The sequence below is a fragment of the Brucella sp. LJL56 genome (assembly GCF_054871705.1).
Genome location: NZ_JBTXLQ010000001.1, coordinates 1,162,974 through 1,183,387, shown reverse-complemented (window position 1 = coordinate 1,183,387; position 20,414 = coordinate 1,162,974). Strand labels below are relative to the sequence as shown.

The window sequence follows — 20,414 nt, the reverse complement described above, 5'->3', positions numbered from 1 at the left end:
GTCACCTCATAGATTCAACCGGATGGCAACAGACTGCGCGTGAGCATCAAGGCCTTCGGCACGGGCGATCTCGATGGCTGCAGGTCCGAGGACACGCAGTTGATCAGGACCCAGCTTGAGAAGCGACGTACGCTTCATATAATCGAGAACGGATAAGCCGGATGAAAAACGCGCCGAGCGTGCCGTTGGCAGAACATGGTTGCAGCCGCCGACATAATCCCCGATCACTTCCGGCGTATAGCCACCGATAAAGATCGATCCTGCATTGCGGATTTTTGGCAGCAAGGCTTCCGGATCGGCTGTGGCGATTTCCAGATGCTCGGCTGCTATGCGATTGGCAAGAGGGACGGCGGCTTCGAAATCATCGATCAGAATGATTGCACCGAAATCACGCCAGCTCGCGGCTGCGGTTTGCGCGCGTGGCAGGTTACGAAGCTGTCTTTCGACAGCCTCTTCGACAGCCAGAGCTAAAGCCTCATCGTTGGTCATCAGGATCGACTGTGCAGCAGCATCGTGTTCCGCTTGTGCAAGAAGATCTGCCGCGATCCAGTCGGGATTGTTGTCCTTGTCGGCAATGACCAACACTTCGGACGGACCGGCGATCATGTCGATGCCAACCGTGCCGAAAACGATGCGCTTGGCCGCGGCAACATAGGCGTTGCCTGGGCCGACGATCTTGGCGACCGGTCGAATTGTTTCGGTGCCATAGGCGAGGGCAGCAATAGCCTGCGCACCACCGACGCGGTAGATTTCGGAAACGCCAGCCAGACGGGCTGCCACCAGAACCAGTGGATTTAGGATGCCGTCGGGGGCCGGGACCACCATGACGATGCGCTCTACGCCTGCCACTTTGGCAGGAACGGCGTTCATCAATACAGAACTGGGATAGCTTGCGGTCCCTCCCGGAACATAAAGCCCCACAGCCTCAATGGCTGTCCAGCGTGAGCCGAGTTCCACGCCGAGCGCATCCGTATAGCGGTCATCCTTGGGCAATTGCCGCGCATGATGCTTTTCGATGCGCTCATGAGCCAGTTTCAAAGCCTCGATAGTCGAGGCAGGAGCGAGTTCGAAAGCTGCATCGATTTCCGCTTCGGTGACGGCAATTCCTGTCTGTTCAAGGTCGATACGATCAAAACGGCGGGAATAATCGATGAGTGCACTGTCGCCTTCACGACGCACCCGATCAACGATTTCGCGCGCTGCGCGATCTACATCCTCGGAAGCTTCGCGCTTGCTGGCCAAAAATGTAGCGAAATTCTTCTCGAAATCGGGATCGGTTTGTCTGAGCGTCTTGACCACGCTTCTATTCCTTCAAATATGCTTTGCCCGACTGGCGTCTGGCTGACGAAAGACGGTTCAGTATGACCCCCTCTCAGACGTTATGGCGAGGAAGTGATTCCGTTTCCCACGCCGCGCCGAGGTCCGTCATTTGCGCTTCGATACATTCTACTTCAAGACGGATAGCCGCATTTGCCGAAAAAGTCAGTTCTATTGTTCCGGCAGGTGTTTCACCGGCAGTGAACTGAATGGCCATCAGGGAAAGCACGTCATCCGGTTTTTGGCGGTCAATCCCAGTTGCTTTGGCTGCTATCACACGATTGAAGTGCAGGGCCGTTTTCCGGCGTTGGTATTGCGGTTTGCGCAGAAATTTCGGTTTGCTTTCTTCCCAGACGAAGCGGTTTGCTGTCAGCACGAAACGTTTTTCGTGCCCGAGATACTGGAGATCAGATACTTTCAAAACTGCGTCCTGAAGATGAGCCGACAGGACCTGCAAATCCTCCTCATCTAGTGCCACAAGCTTCAACATATCCATATTCCAGCACCACTTTCCAGTTTTCGGTCAATAACAGCTCCAGCGGGCGGAAAATCAATTACCCACTTCGCCAATTATCAACTTGGCATGTCAAAACAAAAAAATCGACAGACTTTTCAAGCCTGTCGCCCTTCAACTGGAATCTCAAACGTTACGCAAGAAAAAGCCGGAGCAATGAACGTCACTCCGGCCCGGTCATATCAACCGCTGATACGTTCCACTATTGCGCCGCAGCGAGACAGCTTTTCTTCCAGGCGCTCGAAACCGCGATCCAGATGATAAACGCGGTTGACCATGGTTTCGCCTTCGGCAGCAAGCCCAGCAATGACAAGAGACACCGACGCGCGGAGATCCGTTGCCATCACCTGTGCACCTTTCAGACGTTCCACGCCTTCGACGGTTGCAGTCTGGCCGGACAGGGAGATTTTTGCGCCAAGGCGAGCAAGCTCCTGCACGTGCATGAAACGATTTTCAAAAATCGTTTCCGTGATACGCGAGGTTCCCTTCGCCTTTGTCATCAGGCCCATGAACTGAGCCTGCAAATCGGTCGGGAAACCGGGGAAGGGGTCGGTCGTAACGTCGACGGGATGGATACCATGACCATTGCGCACGACGCGCAGGCCGCTATTGGTCTCGGTGATTTCCGCTCCCGCCTGCCGCAGCGTTTCGAGGGCGGCGGAAAGCTGGCTTTCCTGTGCGCCTTCCAGCAGCACATCGCCCCCGGTCATGGCGACAGCCATGGCATAGGTTCCTGCTTCAATACGATCCGGTATAACGCGCACGCGCGCGCCAGAAAGGCTGGTAACACCTTCAATGTGGATAGTATCGGTTCCGGCACCGGTAATCTTCGCGCCCATGGCATTGAGGCAGTCGGCGAGATTGACGACTTCCGGTTCGCGCGCCGGGTTTTCGATCACGGTTTCACCCTTGGCCAGAGCTGCGGCCATCAACATGACATGCGTGGCACCAACCGAAACCTTCGGGAAGCGATACCGCCCGCCGACAAGACCACCCTTCGGCGCACGCGCCTTGGCATAACCGTTTTCGATATCGATTTCCGCGCCCAGTGCCTGAAGGCAATCGAGCAGCAGATCGACCGGACGCGTACCAATGGCGCAGCCGCCTGGAAGGGACACTGTTGCTTCGCCCATGCGCGCCAGAAGCGGGCCTATCACCCAGAAGCTTGCACGCATTTTAGAGACCAGCTCATAAGGTGCGGTGGTATCCACAATGTTGCGAGCGGTAAAATGAATCGTGCGCGAATAGGCACCGTTCTGGTGTTCGCGACGGCCATTGACCGAATAATCGACACCATGATTGCCGAGGATGCGGATCAACTGCTCCACGTCGGCCAGATGCGGCACATTTTCGAGCGTCAACGTATCGTCAGTCAAAAGCGAGGCGATCATCAACGGCAGAGCGGCGTTCTTTGCGCCGGAGATTGGAATGATGCCGTTGAGCTTGTTGCCTCCGACGATTTTGATGCGATCCATGCTGTGTCACCTTCTGGGCGGATGCCTTGCCCGATAAAATTGCGCCAAATCCGGCAGCCCTTGTGGCGCGGTGGCGCTGCGTCATGAAATTACGAGTCTTGCGGCCAAATTACGTCAAAAACGAATCACAATGGGACGATATCGCTGCAAAGAACAGAAATGAGCTTTTACCGTAGAGCCTCCCTATCATCAAGGAAGGCTTTGTTGTTGTGATTCTCAGTCGGTATCGTCGCTGGCAGCAGTGATACCATCGTTGCGTTCATCTGCTTCACCTGCGCGACGCGATCGCGATTGCGCTTTGCGGCGCATCAGATTCGCGCGCAATTCTTCGGCTCGGCGCTTTTTGCGCTGGTCCGATTGGGATTGTTTCCCTCTGCTGGTCGTATTTTCGCTCATGGCGGTCTTCTACTACGGGAAAAAGGGCCGGAAAAGCTGCTTTCAAATGCATGCCCGACAGATTTCCACATTATGTGAAAAGAAATGCAATTGCTTGCTTGCGATTTGCGTAATGATGTGGCAGAAGTCCGCCGCACTCAAGAGATTGCTGCGGTAGCTCAGTGGTAGAGCACTCCCTTGGTAAGGGAGAGGTCGAGAGTTCAATCCTCTCTCGCAGCACCATTATACTCTGATTGAAATCCCAAAATTTGATTTTACCCGTGGTTCCCATTGATGCTGGTCATTGTGGAAAGCGCTTTTCTTTCGCAACCGGTCTTTTCGATGTATACTGGGCGACAGTTGAATAGAATGAGACCGTCTGGGCTTCAGCCTGGCGGATTGGTGTCACGGACAGGCGGACTTATCCGGCGACCGTGCGAAAGCCGAAAATTGCGTGCAGGCCATGTCCTGACCGCTGCCTTGCCGTCAGGACTGCCTAACCCGCAGGAGGAGCGTCATGGCACAGTTTCATGTTATTGCAGGACGAGACCAATCAACCTTCTACCCCGAAGTTAAACGCATCCGCATGGTGGATGTATTTGAGGCCTTGCGTCTGGGATTTGAAGATTTCTGGGCAAAGCCTTCGCATTATGTTTTTCTTTGTCTCATATATCCCTTTGCGGGGTTGCTCATCACCTATTGGAGCACGAACGCAAACGCGCTGCCGCTTTTGTTCCCTTTGATGTCAGGTTTTGCTTTGATCGGGCCGATTGCTGCGTTGCCACTTTATGAGATGAGCCGACGTCGTGAAGAGAAGTTGGATACCTCGTGGAAACGTGCGCTTGATGTGACCCATTCTCCCGCATTGCCTTCTATCCTGGCTGTCGGTGCTTTTCTCTTCGCAATCTTTGTCGCGTGGCTACTGGTGGCCCAGAACCTCTATATTCATTATTTCGGCCCGATGCCTCCCGAGAGCTTCTCCATGATGATGAACCAGATATCATCGACTGAAGAAGGTCGTAGTTTGATCTTCGCGGGCTGCGGGGTCGGATTGCTTTTTGCCATTGTTGTGCTGTGTTCGACGATTGTCACTTTTCCAATGCTGCTCGATCAGGACTGTGGTGCGGCGGTGGCAACTGCGACATCGTTGCGGGTCGTCATGCGCAATCCCTTGGAATCGCTGCTTTGGGCGGCAATCGTAACTGTGATGCTGATCGTGGGTTTTGCCACGATGTTTGCCGGATTGGCGCTGGCAATACCCATCCTTGGGCATGCGACTTGGCATCTGTATCGCAAGACAGTTAGGCGCCCAGCGCCAATACGTAGCTGACGACGGAATTGACCGGTAGATCCCATCCGAAACATCGCTTCGGGTGGGATTGCGATGACTTTTGATGAAACATTTTCAAACTTTCTGAGGTGTGGCGGCGTCCTGCCGCACCCCCACCCCCCTTTATTCTGCGCCCGGTTCTGCTTTAGAAGAGCAATACGAGATTCGCGCAGATGATAATAAATAACAATAAGTTAGCGGAGCTCTCCTCGCAGCGCGTCAACGGGCTGGGCGGGCTTTCGATACATTTCAAGGACGGGCGTTCGCGCATTTCCAGGCTCTACCAGGAAGGCGCAGCCAAGATCCGCATGCCGCAGGTCGGAGGCGATCCGCTGGAAGCAATCCTGATCAACACATCAGGAGGGCTGACGGGCGGTGACCGACTGCGATGGGATGTGGAGCTTGGCGAAAACGTTTCGGCCGTCATTACCACGCAGGCCTGTGAGCGCATCTATCGCTCAGGGGGCGGCGAGGCACGCATTGCCACGCGCTTGAAGGCTGCAAAAGGCACGCGTCTTGCTTGGCTTCCGCAGGAAACCATTCTGTTCAATCAATCCGTGTTGTCACGAACGCTGGATGTCGAACTGGAGGAGGGGGCGGAAATCCTGGTGGTGGAGGCGACTATATTCGGGCGCCTTGCCATGGGTGAGCGGGTTGATGAAGCGATGTTCAGTGATCGTTGGCGTGTGCGGTTGGGTGGACAGCTTGTGCATGCCGAAGAGTTTCGGCTGGGACCAGATGTTGGAGCCGAATTGCAAGCGCGTCCAGTGGCCGATGGAGCGTTTGCCGTCGCCACCGTGCTTTTGATTTCAGGCGAAGCCGGGAGACATCTGGAAGCCGCCCGGCAGATCATTGGAGAGGAGGGTGGTGCCAGCCTTTGGCAGGTTGGTGCTGCAACCAAGCTGATGGCGCGGCTTTACGCGCCGGATAGTTATGCCTTGCGCAAACGTCTGGGGCCATTGCTTGCCCTGCTTAACGGCAAGGCAGGACTGCCCAAAGTTTGGACATTTTGAGTTCGCGGCAATCCCGCCGCTTTTAACGCCAGCGGAATGCATACCGCTTTGAAAGTATGAAGTTTGGAACGAAGTCATGAATTTGACGCCCAGGGAAAAAGACAAGCTTTTGATCGCCATGGCCGCCATGGTTGCCCGCCGCCGTCTGGAGCGCGGGGTAAAACTCAATCATCCGGAAACGATCGCACTGATCAGCGATTTTGTCGTTGAAGGTGCCCGCGATGGGCGCACGGTCGCCGATCTGATGGAAGCAGGCGCGCACGTCATCACCCGCGAACAGGTGATGGAAGGCGTGGCCGAAATGATCCACGACATTCAGGTCGAAGCCACATTTCCCGATGGCACGAAGCTCGTAACGGTTCACGAGCCAATTCGCTGATTTTCAGGTTTCGCCAAAGCGAACCTGTTTTTTGAAAGGTACGATAATGAAGAAGACTACGGTTCTCGCCGCGGTAGCGATGGCGCTCACCGCAAGCCCCGCCTTTGCCCATCTTAATCCGGCCGAACATGGCTCGTTTGCGGCGGGCTTCACGCATCCGCTCTCCGGTACGGACCATATTCTGGCGATGGTTGCGGTAGGGCTTTGGGCCGCCATGCTCGGTGGACGAGCACTCTTCGTCGTGCCAGCAGCATTTGTCGGCGTGATGCTGCTTGGCTTTGTGGCGGCACTTCTGGGCATGCCACTGCCCTTTGTTGAGCCGGTCATTTTGGCTTCGGTCGTCGTACTGGGCCTGCTGGTGGCGCTTGCTCTGCCCGTTTCCCCGGTCGTGGGTGCCATCATCGCGGGCTTCTTTGCCTTCTTCCATGGCCATGCGCATGGCGGGGAAATCGGAGGCGCAGCCTTCCTGTCCTATGCGGCTGGATTTGCTTTCGCCACGGCCCTGCTACACGCCGCTGGCATGGGTATCGGCCTTGCCACAGGACGCCTCATGGCGGGCAAGAATGGCAAAATTGCTTTGCGTCTGGCGGGTGGCGCTACCGCACTTGGCGGCCTGATGTTGATGGCCGGGTGAGGTGTGACATGATCCCCGGCGAAATTATTACGCAGGACGGCGATATAGAACTCAATCAGGGCCAGCCGACCATCACGATCAAGGTCGCCAATACTGGCGACCGCCCCATCCAGGTCGGCAGCCATTTTCATTTTTACGAAGTGAATGCGGCCCTTTCTTTTGAGCGCGACAAGACGCTCGGACAGCGGCTGGATATAGCGGCAGGAACTGCCGTGCGCTTCGAGCCCGGCCAGGAGCGCGACGTGACATTGGTTCCCGTGAGCGGCAAGCGCGAAATCTACGGATTTCGCCAGATGGTCATGGGAAAGCTTTAGAACAGGTGACGGAGACATTTCATGCCAGCCAGAATTAGTCGCGCCACCTATGCGCAGATGTTCGGCCCTACTGTCGGCGATAAGGTGCGCCTCGCCGATACGGAACTTTTTATCGAAGTCGAACGCGATCTTACCACCTACGGTGAAGAGGTGAAGTTCGGCGGAGGCAAGGTTATCCGCGACGGTATGGGGCAAAGCCAATTGTCCCGCGCCGACGGCGCAATGGATACGGTTATTACCAATGCCCTGATCCTCGATCATACCGGTATCTACAAGGCCGATGTGGGACTGCGAGACGGGCGTATCGCGGTGATCGGAAAGGCCGGAAATCCGGATACGCAGCCCGGCGTTTCGATCATCATCGGACCCGGCACCGAAATCATTGCAGGCGAGGGCAAAATACTCACTGCGGGCGGTATCGACACGCATATCCATTTCATCTCGCCGCAACAGGTGGATGAAGCACTCAATGCGGGCATCACCTGCATGGTGGGTGGTGGCACCGGCCCGGCCCATGGCACGCTTGCGACCACCTGCACGCCGGGGCCGTGGCATATAGCTCGCCTCATCCAGTCGTTCGACGGGCTGCCGATGAATATCGGTGTGTTCGGCAAGGGAAACGCCTCGCTGCCCGGCGCATTGGAAGAAATGATCCGCGCCGGTGCCTGCGGTTTGAAGCTGCATGAAGACTGGGGTTCGACACCGGCCGCAATCGACAATTGCCTTTCGGTTGCAGATCGGTTCGATGTTCAGGTTGCGATCCACACCGATACGCTGAACGAAGGCGGCTTCGTCGAAGACACGCTCAACGCCTTCAAGGGGCGCACGATCCATTCCTTCCATACGGAGGGCGCCGGTGGCGGACATGCTCCGGATATTATTCGCGTGTGTCAGTATCCGAACGTGTTGCCAGCGTCGACAAACCCGACCCGGCCCTACACGGTCAATACGATTGCAGAGCATCTCGACATGCTGATGGTGTGCCATCATTTGTCCCCGGCAATCCCGGAAGATATTGCCTTTGCAGAAAGCCGTATCCGCAAGGAAACCATCGCGGCAGAAGACATCCTGCACGATATGGGGGCGTTCTCCATCATTTCCTCCGACAGCCAGGCGATGGGCCGTGTCGGCGAAATGATTATTCGCTGTTGGCAGACCGCGGACAAGATGAAGAAGCAGCGCGGCAGTCTTCCCGAAGACAAGCCGGGCAATGACAATTACCGGGCGCGTCGCTACATTGCGAAATACACCATCAACCCTGCTATCGCCCATGGCATGGCGCATGAAATCGGTTCGGTGGAAGTCGGCAAGCGCGCCGATCTCGTTTTGTGGAACCCTGCTTTCTTCGGCATCAAGCCGGAAATGGTGCTGCTCGGCGGCTGGATTGCCACCGCGCCGATGGGGGATCCGAATGGCTCGATTCCAACGCCGCAGCCGATGCATTACCGCCCGATGTTCGGCTCATTCGGGAAAGCCCGCACCAATACATCCATTACCTTCGTTTCGCAGGCCGCAATGGATGAAGGGCTTCGAGAGAAGATTGGGGTGGACAAGCAGATGATTGCCGTGGCCAATACCAGAGGTGGCATCGGCAAGCATTCCATGATCCTCAACAATGCGATGCCGCAAATGGAAGTTGATCCGGAAACCTATGAGGTGCGCGCGGATGGCGAACTTCTGACCTGCGAGCCCGTCGACGTCGTGCCAATGGCGCAACGCTACTTCATGTTTTGATCTTGAAAGGCAAACAAATGTTTCGTGCCACTGCCATTATTCGTGCAGATAAGGTGATCGATGCTGTGCCTGCGGGCCACGCCGTTCTCGAACGCGATGAACGTCATTTGCGGCGCAAGGCCATCGTTCTGGAAGGCGGCGAGAAGGTGCTCGTTGATTTTGCAGAGCCAATCGTGCTCGAACACGGCGATCGGCTCGTCCTCGATGACGGACGCGAGATCGAAATCCGCGCCGCAAGCGAGGAACTTTACGAAATCTGCGGGCGTGATCCGCTGCATATTGCCGAACTCGCCTGGCATATCGGCAACCGCCACCTTGCGGCTCAGATCGAGAGTGATCGCATCTTCATTCTTCGCGACCATGTCATAAAGGCGATGCTTGAGGGGCTCGGTGCGACGGTTACGGATGTCACGGCTATTTTCAGTCCGCTACGCGGTGCTTATTCCGGCGGCCATTCGCATCATGACCATGGGCATGACCACGATCATCATCATCATCATCATGGTCATCACGAACACGATCATGAACATAATCACCACCACCACGACTGATACCACCACCGCTTTGCTGCGGCTGATGGCCTGGCTGTCGCCCGTCTTTCCGGTGGGATCGTTCAGCTATAGTCATGGGCTGGAGCGGGCCGTCCATGACGGCTATGTCGCAGACACGGCCACGATGGGCGATTGGCTGCGCTGGCTTGTAACACGTGGCTCCGGCTGGAACGATGCCGTGCTTTGCGCGGAAAGCTGGCGGCGTGCGGTTGCCGAAGGCGATCTTGTCGAAGTTGCAGAACTGGCCGAAGCACTGGCCGGTTCGCGCGAACGTCATATGGAGACGATGCTGCAGGGCGAGGCGTTTCTGGCTGCAGCCCGAAGCTGGCCCAACTCCGTTTTCGACCGCCTGCCAGCCGATTGTCCCTATCCGGTGGCAGTCGGTGCTGTAGCGGGCGGCAACAGAGTATCGCTTGGATTGACACTCGCCGCCTTTCTGCAAGCCTTCTGTATCAATCTTTTGCAGGCATCCATCCGTCTTTCGGTCATGGGGCAGAACGGCGTGACTGCAACAATGTCAGACTTGGAACCGGTTCTCGCCGAAACAGCGGCGCGAATAGAAAAAACTTCATTGAGTGACCTTGGTTCCGCGACTTACATTAGCGATATCATGGCCATGAAACACGAAACCCAACATTCGAGGCTCTTTCGCACATGACACAGAAAAACGGACCCTTGCGTATCGGTATCGGTGGACCGGTGGGATCAGGAAAGACGACGCTGACCGAAAAGCTTTGCAAAGCGCTGCGCGATAAATACTCGGTCGCCGTGATTACCAATGATATCTACACGCAGGAAGACGCTCTCATTCTGGCGCGTTCTCAGGCTTTGTCAGAAGACCGGATCATGGGCGTCGAAACGGGTGGGTGCCCGCATACGGCAATCCGCGAGGATGCCTCCATCAATCTGCAGGCAATTGCCGAAATGAACCGGCGATTTCCCGATCTGGAAATCGTCTTCATCGAATCCGGCGGTGACAATCTCGCAGCCACATTCTCACCTGATCTGGCGGACCTGACGCTTTATGTCATCTCTGTTTGTCAGGGCGAAGAAATTCCGCGCAAAGGCGGTCCGGGTATCACGCGGTCAGATTTTCTTGTGATCAACAAGAGCGATCTTGCCCCTCACGTTCATGTCGATCTCGATATTATGCAAGGCGATGCGGCACGCATGCGCGGCAAGCGTCCATTCGGTTTCACCGACCTCCATCGCGGCAAGGGCGTCCCCGAAATCATCGAGTTTATCGTTGAGAATGGTGGACTGGATTCGCGTTGATCACGGCTGGCTGTTGAGCCGTTTGCGGGCCTCGCGTTGTGAGGCCTGCAAGTCAATGATTGGTTTGGGATAGGTACTGCCCAACGCAATTCCAGCGCTGGCCAGCACATCCTTGGGTGCCTCAAACGGCTTGTGCAGCCATTTGTTCGGCAGGCCGGATAGCTCTGGCACCCAATGCCGGACGTATCGTCCCTCGGCATCGAATTTTTCGCCCTGCAATATAGGATTGAACACCCGAAAATAGGGCGCTGCATCCATGCCGCAGCCTGCCACCCATTGCCAGCTTCCCGGATTGCTGGCGACATCGCCGTCCACGAGCGTGTCCCAGAACCATTCCTCGCCCTTCCGCCAATCAATAAGCAGATTCTTGGTAAGAAAAGATGCAACCAGCATGCGCACACGGTTGTGCATCCAACCCGTCGCCCAAAGCTGACGCATGCCAGCATCGATAATGGGAAAGCCCGTCAGTCCGCGACGCCATGCTTTAAATGCAATTGGATCGTTGCGCCATTCTATGCCGGACAGTGTGTCACGCATATCGTATCGGCTGATGTCCGGACGGTGAAAGAGCTGGTGATAGTTAAAATCGCGCCAGATCAACTCGGACAGGAATTTTTCGCCGCCTGCACGTGCCGAATGATGCTCGTCCATAAACGCCAACGTGGCATACCACGCCTGACGGGCGCTGATTTCACCGAACCTGAGATGAGGCGAAAGTCTCGATGTTCCCTCGGTGCCGGGAACATCGCGATCCCCGGCGTAAGTCAATAGCGTGTCCTTCAAAAAACGTGTCAGGCAGTCGCGCGCCGCATCTTCTCCAATGGCCCAAAGACCATTCAGTTTTTTTGACCATGCAGGCTTATCGTGCGATGGGCGGACGTCTTGCATGGGTTTGATGTCCCATCGCCTTCGCGGAAGCGGCCGGGGCACATGATGCTGGCGCAGGGCTTTCGCAAATGGCGTAAAGACCTGATACGGCGCATTGCTACCCGTTTTCAGCTCCCAGGGTTCGAGGAGAAGATTGCCGGGAAGGGATGTTACACGCGTGCCGTTTTCTTTGAACTGTGCCTTCAATTCTGCATCGAGTTCGCGTTCCGCCGGTGCGTAGCGACGGTTCCAGAACAACTCGGTGACGGCCAATTTTGTGAGCAATTGAGGGAGGATATCCCTCGGGTCACCCGTCTCAATAACGAGTTCGATGCTGCGGTCAGCCAGTTGTTTTCTTAACGCTTCCAGACTTTGATCCAACCACCACCGCGCCGCGCCGCCCGGTGCGCGAACTGCTTCGATAGTCTCGTGAATATAAACCGCTGTGATATGGCCACCTGTTTCTGCGGCAGCATCCAGCGCGGGATTGTCATTGATTCGAAGATCGTTACGCAGCCAGACAAGCGCGTGATGCTTCATAAGAAAAATTCCACTGCAGAAATGTGATGCCGATACGTCGACCCACATATAGCGGAGAGAGAAAAAACGTCACGAGGTCGGGATCAGTTAATTCGGGAAATATGCAAAGCAGCGCATGAACATTTTCGTCATGCGTCGAAACAAATCACTGAATTGTTTTGTGTCGAGTGACACGAATTTTGGCCCTTGAGGTTATTCTAAGTCATTGAAAACAAACATGTCAAATTTAACTGGTTTCAGATATTTTGCCCTTTTTGCCACGAGATTTTGCCCTTGAAATAATTAAGGCGTTCGCGATCCGGAAAAGGCGTACCTCACAACAGGTTTTTGGCATCAGGATTTTTGGCACAGCGGTGCCTGTTGACGAAAACTATTCGTCATCCGTCAGATCGTGATCAAGCTCGTGATAGGCTTCTGGAGGAACGGGCTTTCGATCTTGCGGGAAAGATTGGCCATGTTTGGCAAGAATCTTTTGTGCTGTCTCCCATGGCGCTTTCTGGCCTATCCGGTTGCGGATGGTTTCTCGAAGAGCGACGATCACAGCATCGGTGATGCTTGTGCGATCAATGCGCGCAAGCTCTCGTGCAAGCCTATCGGCCTCCGGATTGCGAATATGCAGTGCCATTTGAGCAGCTCCAAGCGTCTAGCCTACGTTACATCACCGCGTAGCTTGGACAAACCCGGCAATGTCAATTGATCAAGCTGGCAGTTGCACCCGCCCGGCCCAAGGATTGATCGTTTCGATCCGCATTGCAGCAAACGCCGTTTCATTGCGGGTTGCGACGGTGCAGAATTTGTTAGCTCGAGCAATGGCGGCGACCGCCCCGTTTGAGAAGCCGACTGCGAACCCGGAACCTTCTGCAGCGGCGACCAGGTGTCCGAAAATTGAAGCGGACGTCACATCAAATGCCAGGATGCGGGCCTTGAAATCGCTATTAATAACCCTGTCGACAGTTTCAGCCAGAGCCGTCCGACGTTTCCCTGAAGGTAGCCTTTCAATTCTGAGGAGCAGTTCGGTCACGGTGATGGCGGTGATATAGGTCGTCGTTGAATCGAGAGTGTCGAGCCAGGCTATGACGTTTGGGTCTGGATCAACTTTCTGCATTTCCGCAATGACATCGGTATCGAGAATAATCATTTGAAGACTGCTCCTTCCACCGGCGACTGATCCCGCAATTCTGAAAGTTCGTCACCGTAGACGTCAGAAAACTGGGCATGAAGTTGCTGCCCGAGCCCTTGACCCATTTCGGTGGCTGCGATGGAGGTAAGAATGGCCCGAATTTCGGCCTCAAGGCTGCGGTGATGCTTCTTGGCTATGCGGCGAAGGCTGGAATGCACGGAGGTAGGAACGTTTCGGATAGTCAGAGTAGCCATGTCTTTTTCCCTCGATTGCGGCGTAGCGCGGATGATCCACTGTCTCGGAGTTGAGTACGAGCCGGGTGCCTAGCGACCGCACGCGCGACTATTCAGGTTTGCTTTCAAAGCTTTCGCCAATATGAAGTTGAGAGTCGCTCGATGTCTGCTCGCTGATAAATCCGACTAACGCGCGCAGGCACTCGTCTCGGGCGAAGTCCCAAGGCATCGAGCTTGACGGATAGCGGCCCCGAATGCATGTCAAAAAAATCGCCCACCTCGCCGATGGTCATGAATTTTGCTTGGAATTGCCGAAGCTCATCTTCACCCACGTAGCTTTGCAGACATCGCGTGGTGGCATCGCGTGCCCGATAAATTCGGAGCTCACCAAGTTGTGCGAGATAACGAAGGGTCTTGGTGTTCGTTTTTAACGTCGCCGCTACGTCCAGCATCGCCGGGTCAGTTTTATCGTGAACCGGAAGGCTGCACTTCACCTCCATAGGGTCCAGCAGTAATGACCGAAGCCCGGCCTTTGTCTTGTCACGAAAGGCAGTTTTGAGTCTGCCTTCCAGAAAACATTTATAGATTTCGTGGGCTCTTGCCTTAGTGATTACGCAAATCCTCTCCATGGGCTTTAAATTCAGCGTGTCGCTTGCGCCATCCAGCGTTCGAACGGGAGCAACTAGCGCTTCAACTTCCGCTCTGGAAAGATAGGGCCTTGTCGAAGCTTCCCCCCAACGGCTTAACATTCCGCTCTCCACGAAGCGCACGACCAATTCGTATTCGCAGCCTAGAATTTTCTCTGCGTTGGTTATGGAGATCATGTCGTTCATCTTCGCCTGCAAGGCATCGATCTGCAGAGAAGTCAGATTCATTGGCTTGTTTCCGGGGGTGTTTGCGGAGCCTGTCAAATCGCCAACCAGATAGGTCATCCGTTCCCGCCGAACGCCAAGCCTGCGCCTTGCATTTGTCCAGGTGACGCAACGTGGTCGTTCAATACGCTGGCCGAGAACCATTACGCCGGGCTCAAGCGGGTAATTCTGCACGATGTGATCGAGTACGAGATTCTTTATGGTTTCAATACCCGGGTAGCGACGGGCACGGTTCAGCCATATGTAAAAAATGCCAAGGTCGCGGTTATGAAATCCGCTTCCTCCTTCAAATTTACCCATCAGATCGAATAGAGCACGCTGAAGGCACTCGGGTCCGTTATGTAGAATATCGAACCCGCAGTTCCCCGCGTGGTGCCATTGTTCCTCGCCAATGGCATTTGCGGTGACATCGGGTCCAAACTCCACTCTGGCTCCGAGAACTTCTGCAGCCTTGGCGATGATTGATAATGGCATTTGGTCGATCCAGCGTTGGCCCTTCCAGCCGCTAATCCGTTTTCGGAGATAGATTTCCAAGTTTGACGGTTTCCATCGGGGGACTTTTGGCGCTGTTTCCTTGATCTTTGCCCAGTTCTTCTGAACGATGAAGCCGAAGTCGTAGTTCTGCACTGGGGCGGGTTCAGATGGGAGCCGTGTCAACGGAACTCCATGACACGCGCAGGTCCGGATCGACAAAAACTGCCAGTCAGTAGGACGGTAGGCTCCGACGAAACCATCAGCTGCGACCCGTTCGACCAAACACATCGGACAGACGCGGATTTGCGCACGAAGCAGAGACGCGGCTCTTACCTCCTCACAACCTATTCGAAGATGTCCATGGCTGAGTATCTTGAATGCATTTCGTTGCAAGGCGGTTTCATCTGCTCTCGCTAAACCAGCCAAGCGGAAAATTTCTGTTGTCTCTCCACGGATCAGGGCCTTCCAGTCCAACCCCATATCTCGACAAAATTCTTGTGCGCCGCCTGACATGTTCCTGATCGCGAGGCGAGCCGCAAAAGATGTTGGCGTCTCCCGCTCTGCAAGATCGCAGGTCAGGGCTAATGACCGCGCGCTCATGGCAACACCTCGGCTTGCAAGAGCAGTCGTGTATCGATCCGCTCGAAATCCTCTGCGATGAATGGATTTAGTGCATTCACACAGCCCGATCGACGTCGAAAATTGTAGGAAAAATGTTTTGCTTCCAAGATTCTGGCGTCAGAAAGAAGAGCTTCCTCTATCGCTCCGATGACAAGCTCGATGATTAGGCCGAATTCGCTGTCCGCAGCATGAATGAGCCGTGCGGCAAAACGATTGTCAAAGTGATCGCTTACGCCCAAGCCAGCCCGATCAGCATAAGACGCAGTCATTTGGATCGCATTGTCGCCGTCAATATCCGGATGAAGCTTGGGAAACTCTATCGGGAAGAACCGTCGGCCGAGTTGAGGATCATGATTGAGCAGTTCCTTCAATTCGGGCATGCCCGACAAAATGATGCTCACTGGCCAGTCCCCATTCTGCATAAGAGACTTCAAGGTCCGCACGACCGATTGCAATCCCTTCGGGGTTTGATGGCGCAACAGATCCTGGGCTTCATCCAAATGCAGGAAGAGCGTTCGCTGAGCCTGCATTTGTTGCTTGACCATTGCCCAGATGATCATTTCGGTTTTGTTCCGTCGCAGCGGATATCCCAACGCCTCCAAAACTGTTTGCCCCACAAATTTAAGGGTTGCCGGCGAGGAAACCTGACAACTGACAGCGTCCCTGCGCGGACTTTCGGGATCCTTGATAATCAGCCTTGGTGTATGTGTGAAAATCCGGGAAACGGCGGTGGTTTTTCCGGATCCTGAGGCTCCGATGATTGCAAGGCCTCGTGTTTCCATTACGACGCCAGCTGCGAGCTCCGCGCGACGTCGGTCGAGGAGCAGTTGAAACTGCTCCTGCGCCTGCTGGTATGCGTCATGGTGAGCAAAAATCTGCCGTAGCGTGAGCACCCGGCGTGCAATTTCTGTCTGTCGGTCAGTCATCGGATAGCTCCCAAGGCTTTTTGTCTCGAGGCATGGGCGAGTTGGACTCGTCGTTGGCCGGAGATTCAGACTGCTCATGGCTCGGATCGCGAAGTAGGTCATCGATCTGAGCCGGCGGTTCGCTGGATAGCTCGGTAGCTGGTTTAATCCGCAACCCGAGGTACAGGTCGTGCTCGTATCGCTTGAGATCAGCAGGAGTCAGCGTAGTCGGCTGTATGCGCATCAAATCTCTGGCGCGCTGATCGATCGCCCTGATCCTATCGCGGGCCCGCTGAATAACCTCTTCTGTCAGAACAGCTTCATTGCGGTGTTTGGTCCGCAGATCATGCACGATCGCCTGCCATTCAGCGAGGGATAACCCCCATACGACCTTCGGCACTGCCTCGGCAGGGTGCCAGTTCTCGTTGAGGCAAACCGATATGAAGGTTAGATCGTGAGGATCCATCCTGACCTGAATCTCGCGAGGATGGCCGGTCAGCAGTGCCTTCTGAAGCTCGGGGCAAGTGTAGTGAATTCCCAGGGCCAGAATGCCATGCCTGCTGATTTTTCTGGTCAGAGGGATACCGAAAACTACGCGCCGGCTGTTCGCGTCGGGTGGCGTGGTAACTCCTTGCTCTGCATTAAGGCGCTTCCAGGCATTCGCAGGCGTTTCGCCCTTGAGGCCCGAATGAGGCGTGTTGTGATAGATGTCGACAATGAATACGGTGAATATTGCAGCAAGCTCATCGTCCGTCAGTGACGCCCACTGCTCTGATGGATAGTCGCCGCGTTCCTGAGGGTTTGAAAAGGTGCGTCCAATCAACATTGGAGCCAGCTGTTGGCCAAATGTCCTGAAAACACGTTCTATTGTTGAACGAAGTTTTGGTACGCCGGCTGGCGGCGCTTCATATGTGGCGCCCAGATCCGTTACCGCCGTGCGAAACTCAATAGAACTGAACGCTGAACCCTGATCGGTAACAATGGAGCCAATGCCACCACAATAATTCCACGGGGAATCGCAGTCGGCGGCTTGTGCGATTGGCGTTTTATCCAATGTAATCAATTCCAGAGCGCGTATCGCGTCTTCGGCTGAAGGATTGGCGGCGATCCGAAACGACAGGATGCATCGCGTGGCGCAATCGATTGCAACATAGGCCCATCGCCTGCCCACTTCGAACCGAGCCCGATCCTGTGGTTTCAAAGAATCAAGGGTGCCCGAGTTGCCGAAAAGTGAAGCCACGTCGATCTGCCACTCGTCCATCTCGATGCGCTCGAGCGGATGGCTGGCAGCAACACCATTCTCATAGAACGAGAATTTCCGCTTTGCGGCCTCTACTCCCTTTCTTTGAGCGACAACTTCGAACGGATCGAATGCAGCAATCCGGCGACGAATGGTGCGACCGGAAGGTATCTGGAAAGGCGAAAGACCAACTGTTGCGCGGGCCCTGTTCGCCTCTTTGAACTCACCCTGAGTTTCTTTGATGATCTCCTTCACAGTCGGTTCGTTGCGGGAGAGATAACCAGAGGTGCAATTCGCGAGGAGCCTATCCGCCTCCACAGAAAATTTTCGGGTGTACGTCGGAACGTTGTGCCTCTTGCGCAAGAAGCCGAGCGGACTATGCCCACATGCTTCGAACTTGCGGATCCATTTTCGCAGGGTCGATGCGGAGGGAGGAAGGCGGTGTGTAACTTTTACAGCAGCCAGGTTCGTTCGTTCGGCGGTCTGCCGTTCTGTTTCTCTGGCATTGACCAGTACCGACATCTGGGGAAGAGCGGAATGTATGGACTCTTCTGTCCGGCAAGCGTCACCCTTGGCCTCTACCTCTAAAAAAGCTTGGCAATATGCTGCCTTCCACAGCAACTCCGTACGTTTGTCCGGATTGAGGGTATTGAGATATTGATGATCGCACCGCAGCCGGAGGGCCGCTTGTCCGGACGAGAAGAAACCTCGCTTATATCTAACCTCTGGTGATGCGATCAGACTGACCAATTGGTCGTGAGTGAAAGATATACAAGCCGCACCATCGTCGACGCGCCAAAGCCTGACACCGTTCTCATCCTGGCTGTGGAGAAAATGATCGGCTCCGTTAATACTGATGCAGTCAGTTTGAGAGAGCCTGAAACGGATAGTCATTACGCAATCCCCCTGGCTATACGGGTCGTCGTCTCGATATCCCCATCATCGAGTGCTTGGACGATGCCGGAATAGATCGCACGGAAAACGGCACGAAAGCCGCGCCCACCCAGACCACTGCTGGAAACTACTTCAGCGATCGTCGTCTCACCTATAAGGGTCGCAATGATGTTCCGGACGCAGGTATCTGCTTCTGGATCGGAGACACGCCGAAATTCGTGGAGCCGGGCTGCGTTGCGTGCGTCGGCCGGGTTAAACGATTGGTCTGTGACCAGAATAACATCGTGGGCAAACGCGACGTTCGTCGAGGCCCGGATTAATTGGAACTCGTTTCGGAAACTTGGTCTCGCGGCACGATGAGCGGGCTTAACGACGATCGCGACCCGTCGCCCACTCGTGAACGTTGCAAGATAATCGAAGACGTGACGCTTTTCCCGTCCGTCTTCAGCGCGATAAGTGATAGCAGGCGGCTGGTCCCAGATATCCTTGATATCAGGCCGTGCCAGCAACAGATGAAGAACGCGCTGCTCCAGCTTGCTCTCGAAAACGATACGTCTTGGATGCCGATCCGCCGGTAGCTGAGCTACCAATGCTCCACGCAGGCTTGCTCTGGATCTCGGTGATATGTGCCGGGTCGACCGGCTTGGGCGTGGAAAACGAAAAGAGCTTGTGATTGCATGATTCATGCCGTTCTCGTCTGATGATCAATCAGACGCCTCCTGTCCTGTGAGTTAACAAAAGGCCTCCCGCCGCCGAATGCGGCGGGCAGACTTGACTCTTTGTTCGGATAGGGGGAAAAAGAACTATCGATCGCAAATCGATTTTTCTTAACGGCCTCGGAAGTTACAGCTTCCGGGGTCGTTCCCATTTATGGTTCTCGTCACTTTTTCATCTGATACTCCTTATGTGTATATCGATCGGGCCATAGCTCGTGGGGTGCGGTGCCGAGTTTGCGAGCAATGGCGCACTGAACGCGCTCTGATCGACCGTGCCCTTGGCAAACCCTTGTGATGGCAACACTTGTAATGCCGAGCTCCTCGGCAATCTGGGTGAAAGTTATACCCTTTGCACGTAGGCGGCGTTTGATCCCGTCGTGACGTTCAATGTCAACATACATGACAGATCCTTTATCGTTGGATCTCGCGAATCAGTTATAAAATAAATTACGGTGGTTTATTCGGATCATTCAAGGAAAAATGGCAGTAATTTCAATAAATTATACTGCAGTGTAATATTTACATCTATAATTCTGTGGATATTTTGAGAATTGTGAGCCGACGTGTTTCCAACGAAACCTTACCACCCTTCGATGCTAAATTTGCAAAACCGCCGTTAATACACATATAGGTTTAGAAAGAAGTGGGCCATGCAGAATACAGTACCTGACGTTATTACCACTCGCGAGCAAGCCGAGACCGTGATCGATAGGTTCTATAAAACCGGCGACTTGCATGTATTTTCACGCCATTGCCAAGCGATGATCGGTGAATCTCATCGAGGAAGTCTGGCTATTATGCGTGGTTCAGGCAATGAACTTGGCCCTTTCGAGGAGTTTCTCTCCGCGCTCGAAAACCATGGCGTCATGACTATGGATGAGATTTTCGAACACGGTGATCGGTACATCGCCTACAGACGTGCGCAAAATGCTCATGATGGCAGTGGTATCGGATAACAATTGCGCCGATAAACAGGGCCGGCGACCTCTCGGCATTATGGCAGTGGCGGATTACTCTTCAT

General features: G+C 54.7%; 23 protein-coding genes and 1 tRNA gene. 11 read left to right on the top strand and 13 right to left on the bottom strand.

Translation table 11 applies throughout. The features are described from left to right. Positions 1–6: 6 nt before the first annotated feature. The 4 genes from hisD to ACYSN1_RS05725 form a co-directional block, all read right to left on the bottom strand. Positions 7–1,299: a histidinol dehydrogenase gene (hisD, locus tag ACYSN1_RS05740; RefSeq protein ID WP_461724781.1), complete on the bottom strand. Its 1,293-nt coding sequence runs from the start codon at positions 1,297–1,299 to the stop codon at positions 7–9. A gap of 73 nt (positions 1,300–1,372) precedes the next feature. Then, positions 1,373–1,813 (bottom strand): DUF2948 family protein, encoded by a 441-nt coding sequence (locus tag ACYSN1_RS05735; protein ID WP_461724780.1) that lies wholly within the window; start codon positions 1,811–1,813, stop codon positions 1,373–1,375. 200 nt (positions 1,814–2,013) lie between these two features. Beyond that, the gene (gene murA, locus ACYSN1_RS05730) at positions 2,014–3,306 is read right to left on the bottom strand and encodes a UDP-N-acetylglucosamine 1-carboxyvinyltransferase (RefSeq protein WP_140020233.1); all 1,293 of its coding nucleotides are present in this window, start codon (positions 3,304–3,306) and stop codon (positions 2,014–2,016) included. Positions 3,307–3,522: 216 nt separating this feature from the next. Next, positions 3,523–3,702: a hypothetical protein gene (locus ACYSN1_RS05725; RefSeq protein WP_461724779.1), complete on the bottom strand. Its 180-nt coding sequence runs from the start codon at positions 3,700–3,702 to the stop codon at positions 3,523–3,525. A gap of 147 nt (positions 3,703–3,849) precedes the next feature. On the opposite strand from ACYSN1_RS05725, the gene ACYSN1_RS05720 reads away from it, so the two are divergent. The 10 genes from ACYSN1_RS05720 to ureG all read left to right on the top strand — a co-directional run bounded on the left by ACYSN1_RS05720 (position 3,850) and on the right by ureG (position 10,911). Continuing rightward, positions 3,850–3,924 (top strand) — tRNA-Thr (locus ACYSN1_RS05720). A 274-nt stretch (positions 3,925–4,198) separates the two neighbouring features. Then, positions 4,199–5,011: a DUF2189 domain-containing protein gene (locus tag ACYSN1_RS05715; RefSeq protein WP_461724778.1), complete on the top strand. Its 813-nt coding sequence runs from the start codon at positions 4,199–4,201 to the stop codon at positions 5,009–5,011. 173 nt (positions 5,012–5,184) lie between these two features. Next, positions 5,185–6,024: an urease accessory protein UreD gene (locus ACYSN1_RS05710; protein WP_461724777.1), complete on the top strand. Its 840-nt coding sequence runs from the start codon at positions 5,185–5,187 to the stop codon at positions 6,022–6,024. A gap of 76 nt (positions 6,025–6,100) precedes the next feature. Continuing rightward, complete coding sequence (locus ACYSN1_RS05705; protein WP_461724776.1) at positions 6,101–6,403, top strand: urease subunit gamma; 303 nt, start codon at positions 6,101–6,103, stop codon at positions 6,401–6,403. A 46-nt stretch (positions 6,404–6,449) separates the two neighbouring features. Beyond that, positions 6,450–7,037, top strand: a complete 588-nt coding sequence (locus ACYSN1_RS05700; protein ID WP_461724775.1) for a HupE/UreJ family protein — start codon at positions 6,450–6,452, stop codon at positions 7,035–7,037. A gap of 8 nt (positions 7,038–7,045) precedes the next feature. Further along, a complete protein-coding gene (locus ACYSN1_RS05695) occupies positions 7,046–7,351 on the top strand; it encodes an urease subunit beta (RefSeq protein ID WP_461724774.1) in 306 nt (101 codons plus the stop codon). Between the two features lie 21 nt (positions 7,352–7,372). Beyond that, entirely contained in the window at positions 7,373–9,085 is a 1,713-nt protein-coding gene (ureC, locus tag ACYSN1_RS05690) for an urease subunit alpha (RefSeq protein ID WP_461724773.1), read from the top strand. Between the two features lie 17 nt (positions 9,086–9,102). Continuing rightward, positions 9,103–9,636 carry an urease accessory protein UreE gene (gene ureE, locus ACYSN1_RS05685; protein ID WP_461724772.1) on the top strand — a complete coding sequence of 178 codons (534 nt, stop codon included), beginning with the start codon at positions 9,103–9,105 and terminating at the stop codon, positions 9,634–9,636. Next, positions 9,608–10,294 (top strand): urease accessory protein UreF, encoded by a 687-nt coding sequence (locus tag ACYSN1_RS05680; protein ID WP_461725285.1) that lies wholly within the window; start codon positions 9,608–9,610, stop codon positions 10,292–10,294. Before ureE ends, ACYSN1_RS05680 begins: the two co-directional genes overlap by 29 nt. After that, complete coding sequence (gene ureG / locus ACYSN1_RS05675; RefSeq protein WP_461724771.1) at positions 10,291–10,911, top strand: urease accessory protein UreG; 621 nt, start codon at positions 10,291–10,293, stop codon at positions 10,909–10,911. The genes ACYSN1_RS05680 and ureG overlap by 4 nt, the downstream gene beginning before the upstream one ends. Here ureG and ACYSN1_RS05670 read toward each other — a convergent pair whose 3' ends face one another. The 9 genes from ACYSN1_RS05670 to ACYSN1_RS05630 all read right to left on the bottom strand — a co-directional run bounded on the left by ACYSN1_RS05670 (position 10,912) and on the right by ACYSN1_RS05630 (position 19,794). Continuing rightward, positions 10,912–12,318: a cryptochrome/photolyase family protein gene (locus ACYSN1_RS05670; RefSeq protein WP_461724770.1), complete on the bottom strand. Its 1,407-nt coding sequence runs from the start codon at positions 12,316–12,318 to the stop codon at positions 10,912–10,914. 370 nt (positions 12,319–12,688) lie between these two features. Continuing rightward, the gene (locus ACYSN1_RS05665; RefSeq protein WP_036577579.1) at positions 12,689–12,943 is read right to left on the bottom strand and encodes a type II toxin-antitoxin system VapB family antitoxin; all 255 of its coding nucleotides are present in this window, start codon (positions 12,941–12,943) and stop codon (positions 12,689–12,691) included. Between the two features lie 72 nt (positions 12,944–13,015). After that, the gene (locus ACYSN1_RS05660; RefSeq protein WP_461724769.1) at positions 13,016–13,456 is read right to left on the bottom strand and encodes a PIN domain-containing protein; all 441 of its coding nucleotides are present in this window, start codon (positions 13,454–13,456) and stop codon (positions 13,016–13,018) included. Then, the gene (locus ACYSN1_RS05655) at positions 13,453–13,692 is read right to left on the bottom strand and encodes a FitA-like ribbon-helix-helix domain-containing protein (protein WP_461724768.1); all 240 of its coding nucleotides are present in this window, start codon (positions 13,690–13,692) and stop codon (positions 13,453–13,455) included. Before ACYSN1_RS05655 ends, ACYSN1_RS05660 begins: the two co-directional genes overlap by 4 nt. A 104-nt stretch (positions 13,693–13,796) precedes the next feature. Further along, positions 13,797–15,617 carry a TniQ family protein gene (locus ACYSN1_RS05650; protein ID WP_461724767.1) on the bottom strand — a complete coding sequence of 607 codons (1,821 nt, stop codon included), beginning with the start codon at positions 15,615–15,617 and terminating at the stop codon, positions 13,797–13,799. Next, positions 15,614–16,564, bottom strand: a complete 951-nt coding sequence (locus tag ACYSN1_RS05645; RefSeq protein ID WP_461724766.1) for a TniB family NTP-binding protein — start codon at positions 16,562–16,564, stop codon at positions 15,614–15,616. Before ACYSN1_RS05645 ends, ACYSN1_RS05650 begins: the two co-directional genes overlap by 4 nt. Further along, positions 16,557–18,677, bottom strand: a complete 2,121-nt coding sequence (locus tag ACYSN1_RS05640) for a transposase (RefSeq protein ID WP_461724765.1) — start codon at positions 18,675–18,677, stop codon at positions 16,557–16,559. The genes ACYSN1_RS05645 and ACYSN1_RS05640 overlap by 8 nt, the downstream gene beginning before the upstream one ends. Beyond that, positions 18,677–19,363, bottom strand: coding sequence for a PDDEXK family nuclease (locus ACYSN1_RS05635; RefSeq protein WP_461724764.1), 687 nt, complete (start codon positions 19,361–19,363; stop codon positions 18,677–18,679). Before ACYSN1_RS05635 ends, ACYSN1_RS05640 begins: the two co-directional genes overlap by 1 nt. A gap of 194 nt (positions 19,364–19,557) precedes the next feature. Continuing rightward, positions 19,558–19,794, bottom strand: a complete 237-nt coding sequence (locus ACYSN1_RS05630) for a helix-turn-helix domain-containing protein (RefSeq protein ID WP_461724763.1) — start codon at positions 19,792–19,794, stop codon at positions 19,558–19,560. Positions 19,795–20,043: 249 nt separating this feature from the next. On the opposite strand from ACYSN1_RS05630, the gene ACYSN1_RS05625 reads away from it, so the two are divergent. Then, positions 20,044–20,349, top strand: coding sequence for a hypothetical protein (locus tag ACYSN1_RS05625; RefSeq protein WP_461724762.1), 306 nt, complete (start codon positions 20,044–20,046; stop codon positions 20,347–20,349). The last annotated feature ends 65 nt before the right edge of the window (positions 20,350–20,414 follow it).

What these genes read in the sequence shown, in the direction of transcription:
- ACYSN1_RS05635 (WP_461724764.1), bottom strand. Translation starts at nt 19,363, where the DNA reads ATGAATCATGCAATCACAAGCTCTTTTCGTTTTCCACGCCCAAGCCGG.
- ACYSN1_RS05715 (WP_461724778.1), top strand. Translation starts at nt 4,199, where the DNA reads ATGGCACAGTTTCATGTTATTGCAGGACGAGACCAATCAACCTTCTAC.
- ACYSN1_RS05710 (WP_461724777.1), top strand. Translation starts at nt 5,185, where the DNA reads ATGATAATAAATAACAATAAGTTAGCGGAGCTCTCCTCGCAGCGCGTC.
- ACYSN1_RS05700 (WP_461724775.1), top strand. Translation starts at nt 6,450, where the DNA reads ATGAAGAAGACTACGGTTCTCGCCGCGGTAGCGATGGCGCTCACCGCA.
- murA (WP_140020233.1), bottom strand. Translation starts at nt 3,306, where the DNA reads ATGGATCGCATCAAAATCGTCGGAGGCAACAAGCTCAACGGCATCATT.
- ACYSN1_RS05645 (WP_461724766.1), bottom strand. Translation starts at nt 16,564, where the DNA reads ATGACTGACCGACAGACAGAAATTGCACGCCGGGTGCTCACGCTACGG.
- ACYSN1_RS05680 (WP_461725285.1), top strand. Translation starts at nt 9,608, where the DNA reads ATGAACATAATCACCACCACCACGACTGATACCACCACCGCTTTGCTG.
- ACYSN1_RS05725 (WP_461724779.1), bottom strand. Translation starts at nt 3,702, where the DNA reads ATGAGCGAAAATACGACCAGCAGAGGGAAACAATCCCAATCGGACCAG.
- ACYSN1_RS05670 (WP_461724770.1), bottom strand. Translation starts at nt 12,318, where the DNA reads ATGAAGCATCACGCGCTTGTCTGGCTGCGTAACGATCTTCGAATCAAT.
- ACYSN1_RS05660 (WP_461724769.1), bottom strand. Translation starts at nt 13,456, where the DNA reads ATGATTATTCTCGATACCGATGTCATTGCGGAAATGCAGAAAGTTGAT.
- ureG (WP_461724771.1), top strand. Translation starts at nt 10,291, where the DNA reads ATGACACAGAAAAACGGACCCTTGCGTATCGGTATCGGTGGACCGGTG.
- ACYSN1_RS05630 (WP_461724763.1), bottom strand. Translation starts at nt 19,794, where the DNA reads ATGTATGTTGACATTGAACGTCACGACGGGATCAAACGCCGCCTACGT.
- ACYSN1_RS05695 (WP_461724774.1), top strand. Translation starts at nt 7,046, where the DNA reads ATGATCCCCGGCGAAATTATTACGCAGGACGGCGATATAGAACTCAAT.
- ureC (WP_461724773.1), top strand. Translation starts at nt 7,373, where the DNA reads ATGCCAGCCAGAATTAGTCGCGCCACCTATGCGCAGATGTTCGGCCCT.
- ACYSN1_RS05665 (WP_036577579.1), bottom strand. Translation starts at nt 12,943, where the DNA reads ATGGCACTGCATATTCGCAATCCGGAGGCCGATAGGCTTGCACGAGAG.
- ACYSN1_RS05705 (WP_461724776.1), top strand. Translation starts at nt 6,101, where the DNA reads ATGAATTTGACGCCCAGGGAAAAAGACAAGCTTTTGATCGCCATGGCC.
- ACYSN1_RS05650 (WP_461724767.1), bottom strand. Translation starts at nt 15,617, where the DNA reads ATGAGCGCGCGGTCATTAGCCCTGACCTGCGATCTTGCAGAGCGGGAG.
- ACYSN1_RS05655 (WP_461724768.1), bottom strand. Translation starts at nt 13,692, where the DNA reads ATGGCTACTCTGACTATCCGAAACGTTCCTACCTCCGTGCATTCCAGC.
- ureE (WP_461724772.1), top strand. Translation starts at nt 9,103, where the DNA reads ATGTTTCGTGCCACTGCCATTATTCGTGCAGATAAGGTGATCGATGCT.
- ACYSN1_RS05735 (WP_461724780.1), bottom strand. Translation starts at nt 1,813, where the DNA reads ATGGATATGTTGAAGCTTGTGGCACTAGATGAGGAGGATTTGCAGGTC.
- ACYSN1_RS05625 (WP_461724762.1), top strand. Translation starts at nt 20,044, where the DNA reads ATGCAGAATACAGTACCTGACGTTATTACCACTCGCGAGCAAGCCGAG.
- ACYSN1_RS05640 (WP_461724765.1), bottom strand. Translation starts at nt 18,677, where the DNA reads ATGACTATCCGTTTCAGGCTCTCTCAAACTGACTGCATCAGTATTAAC.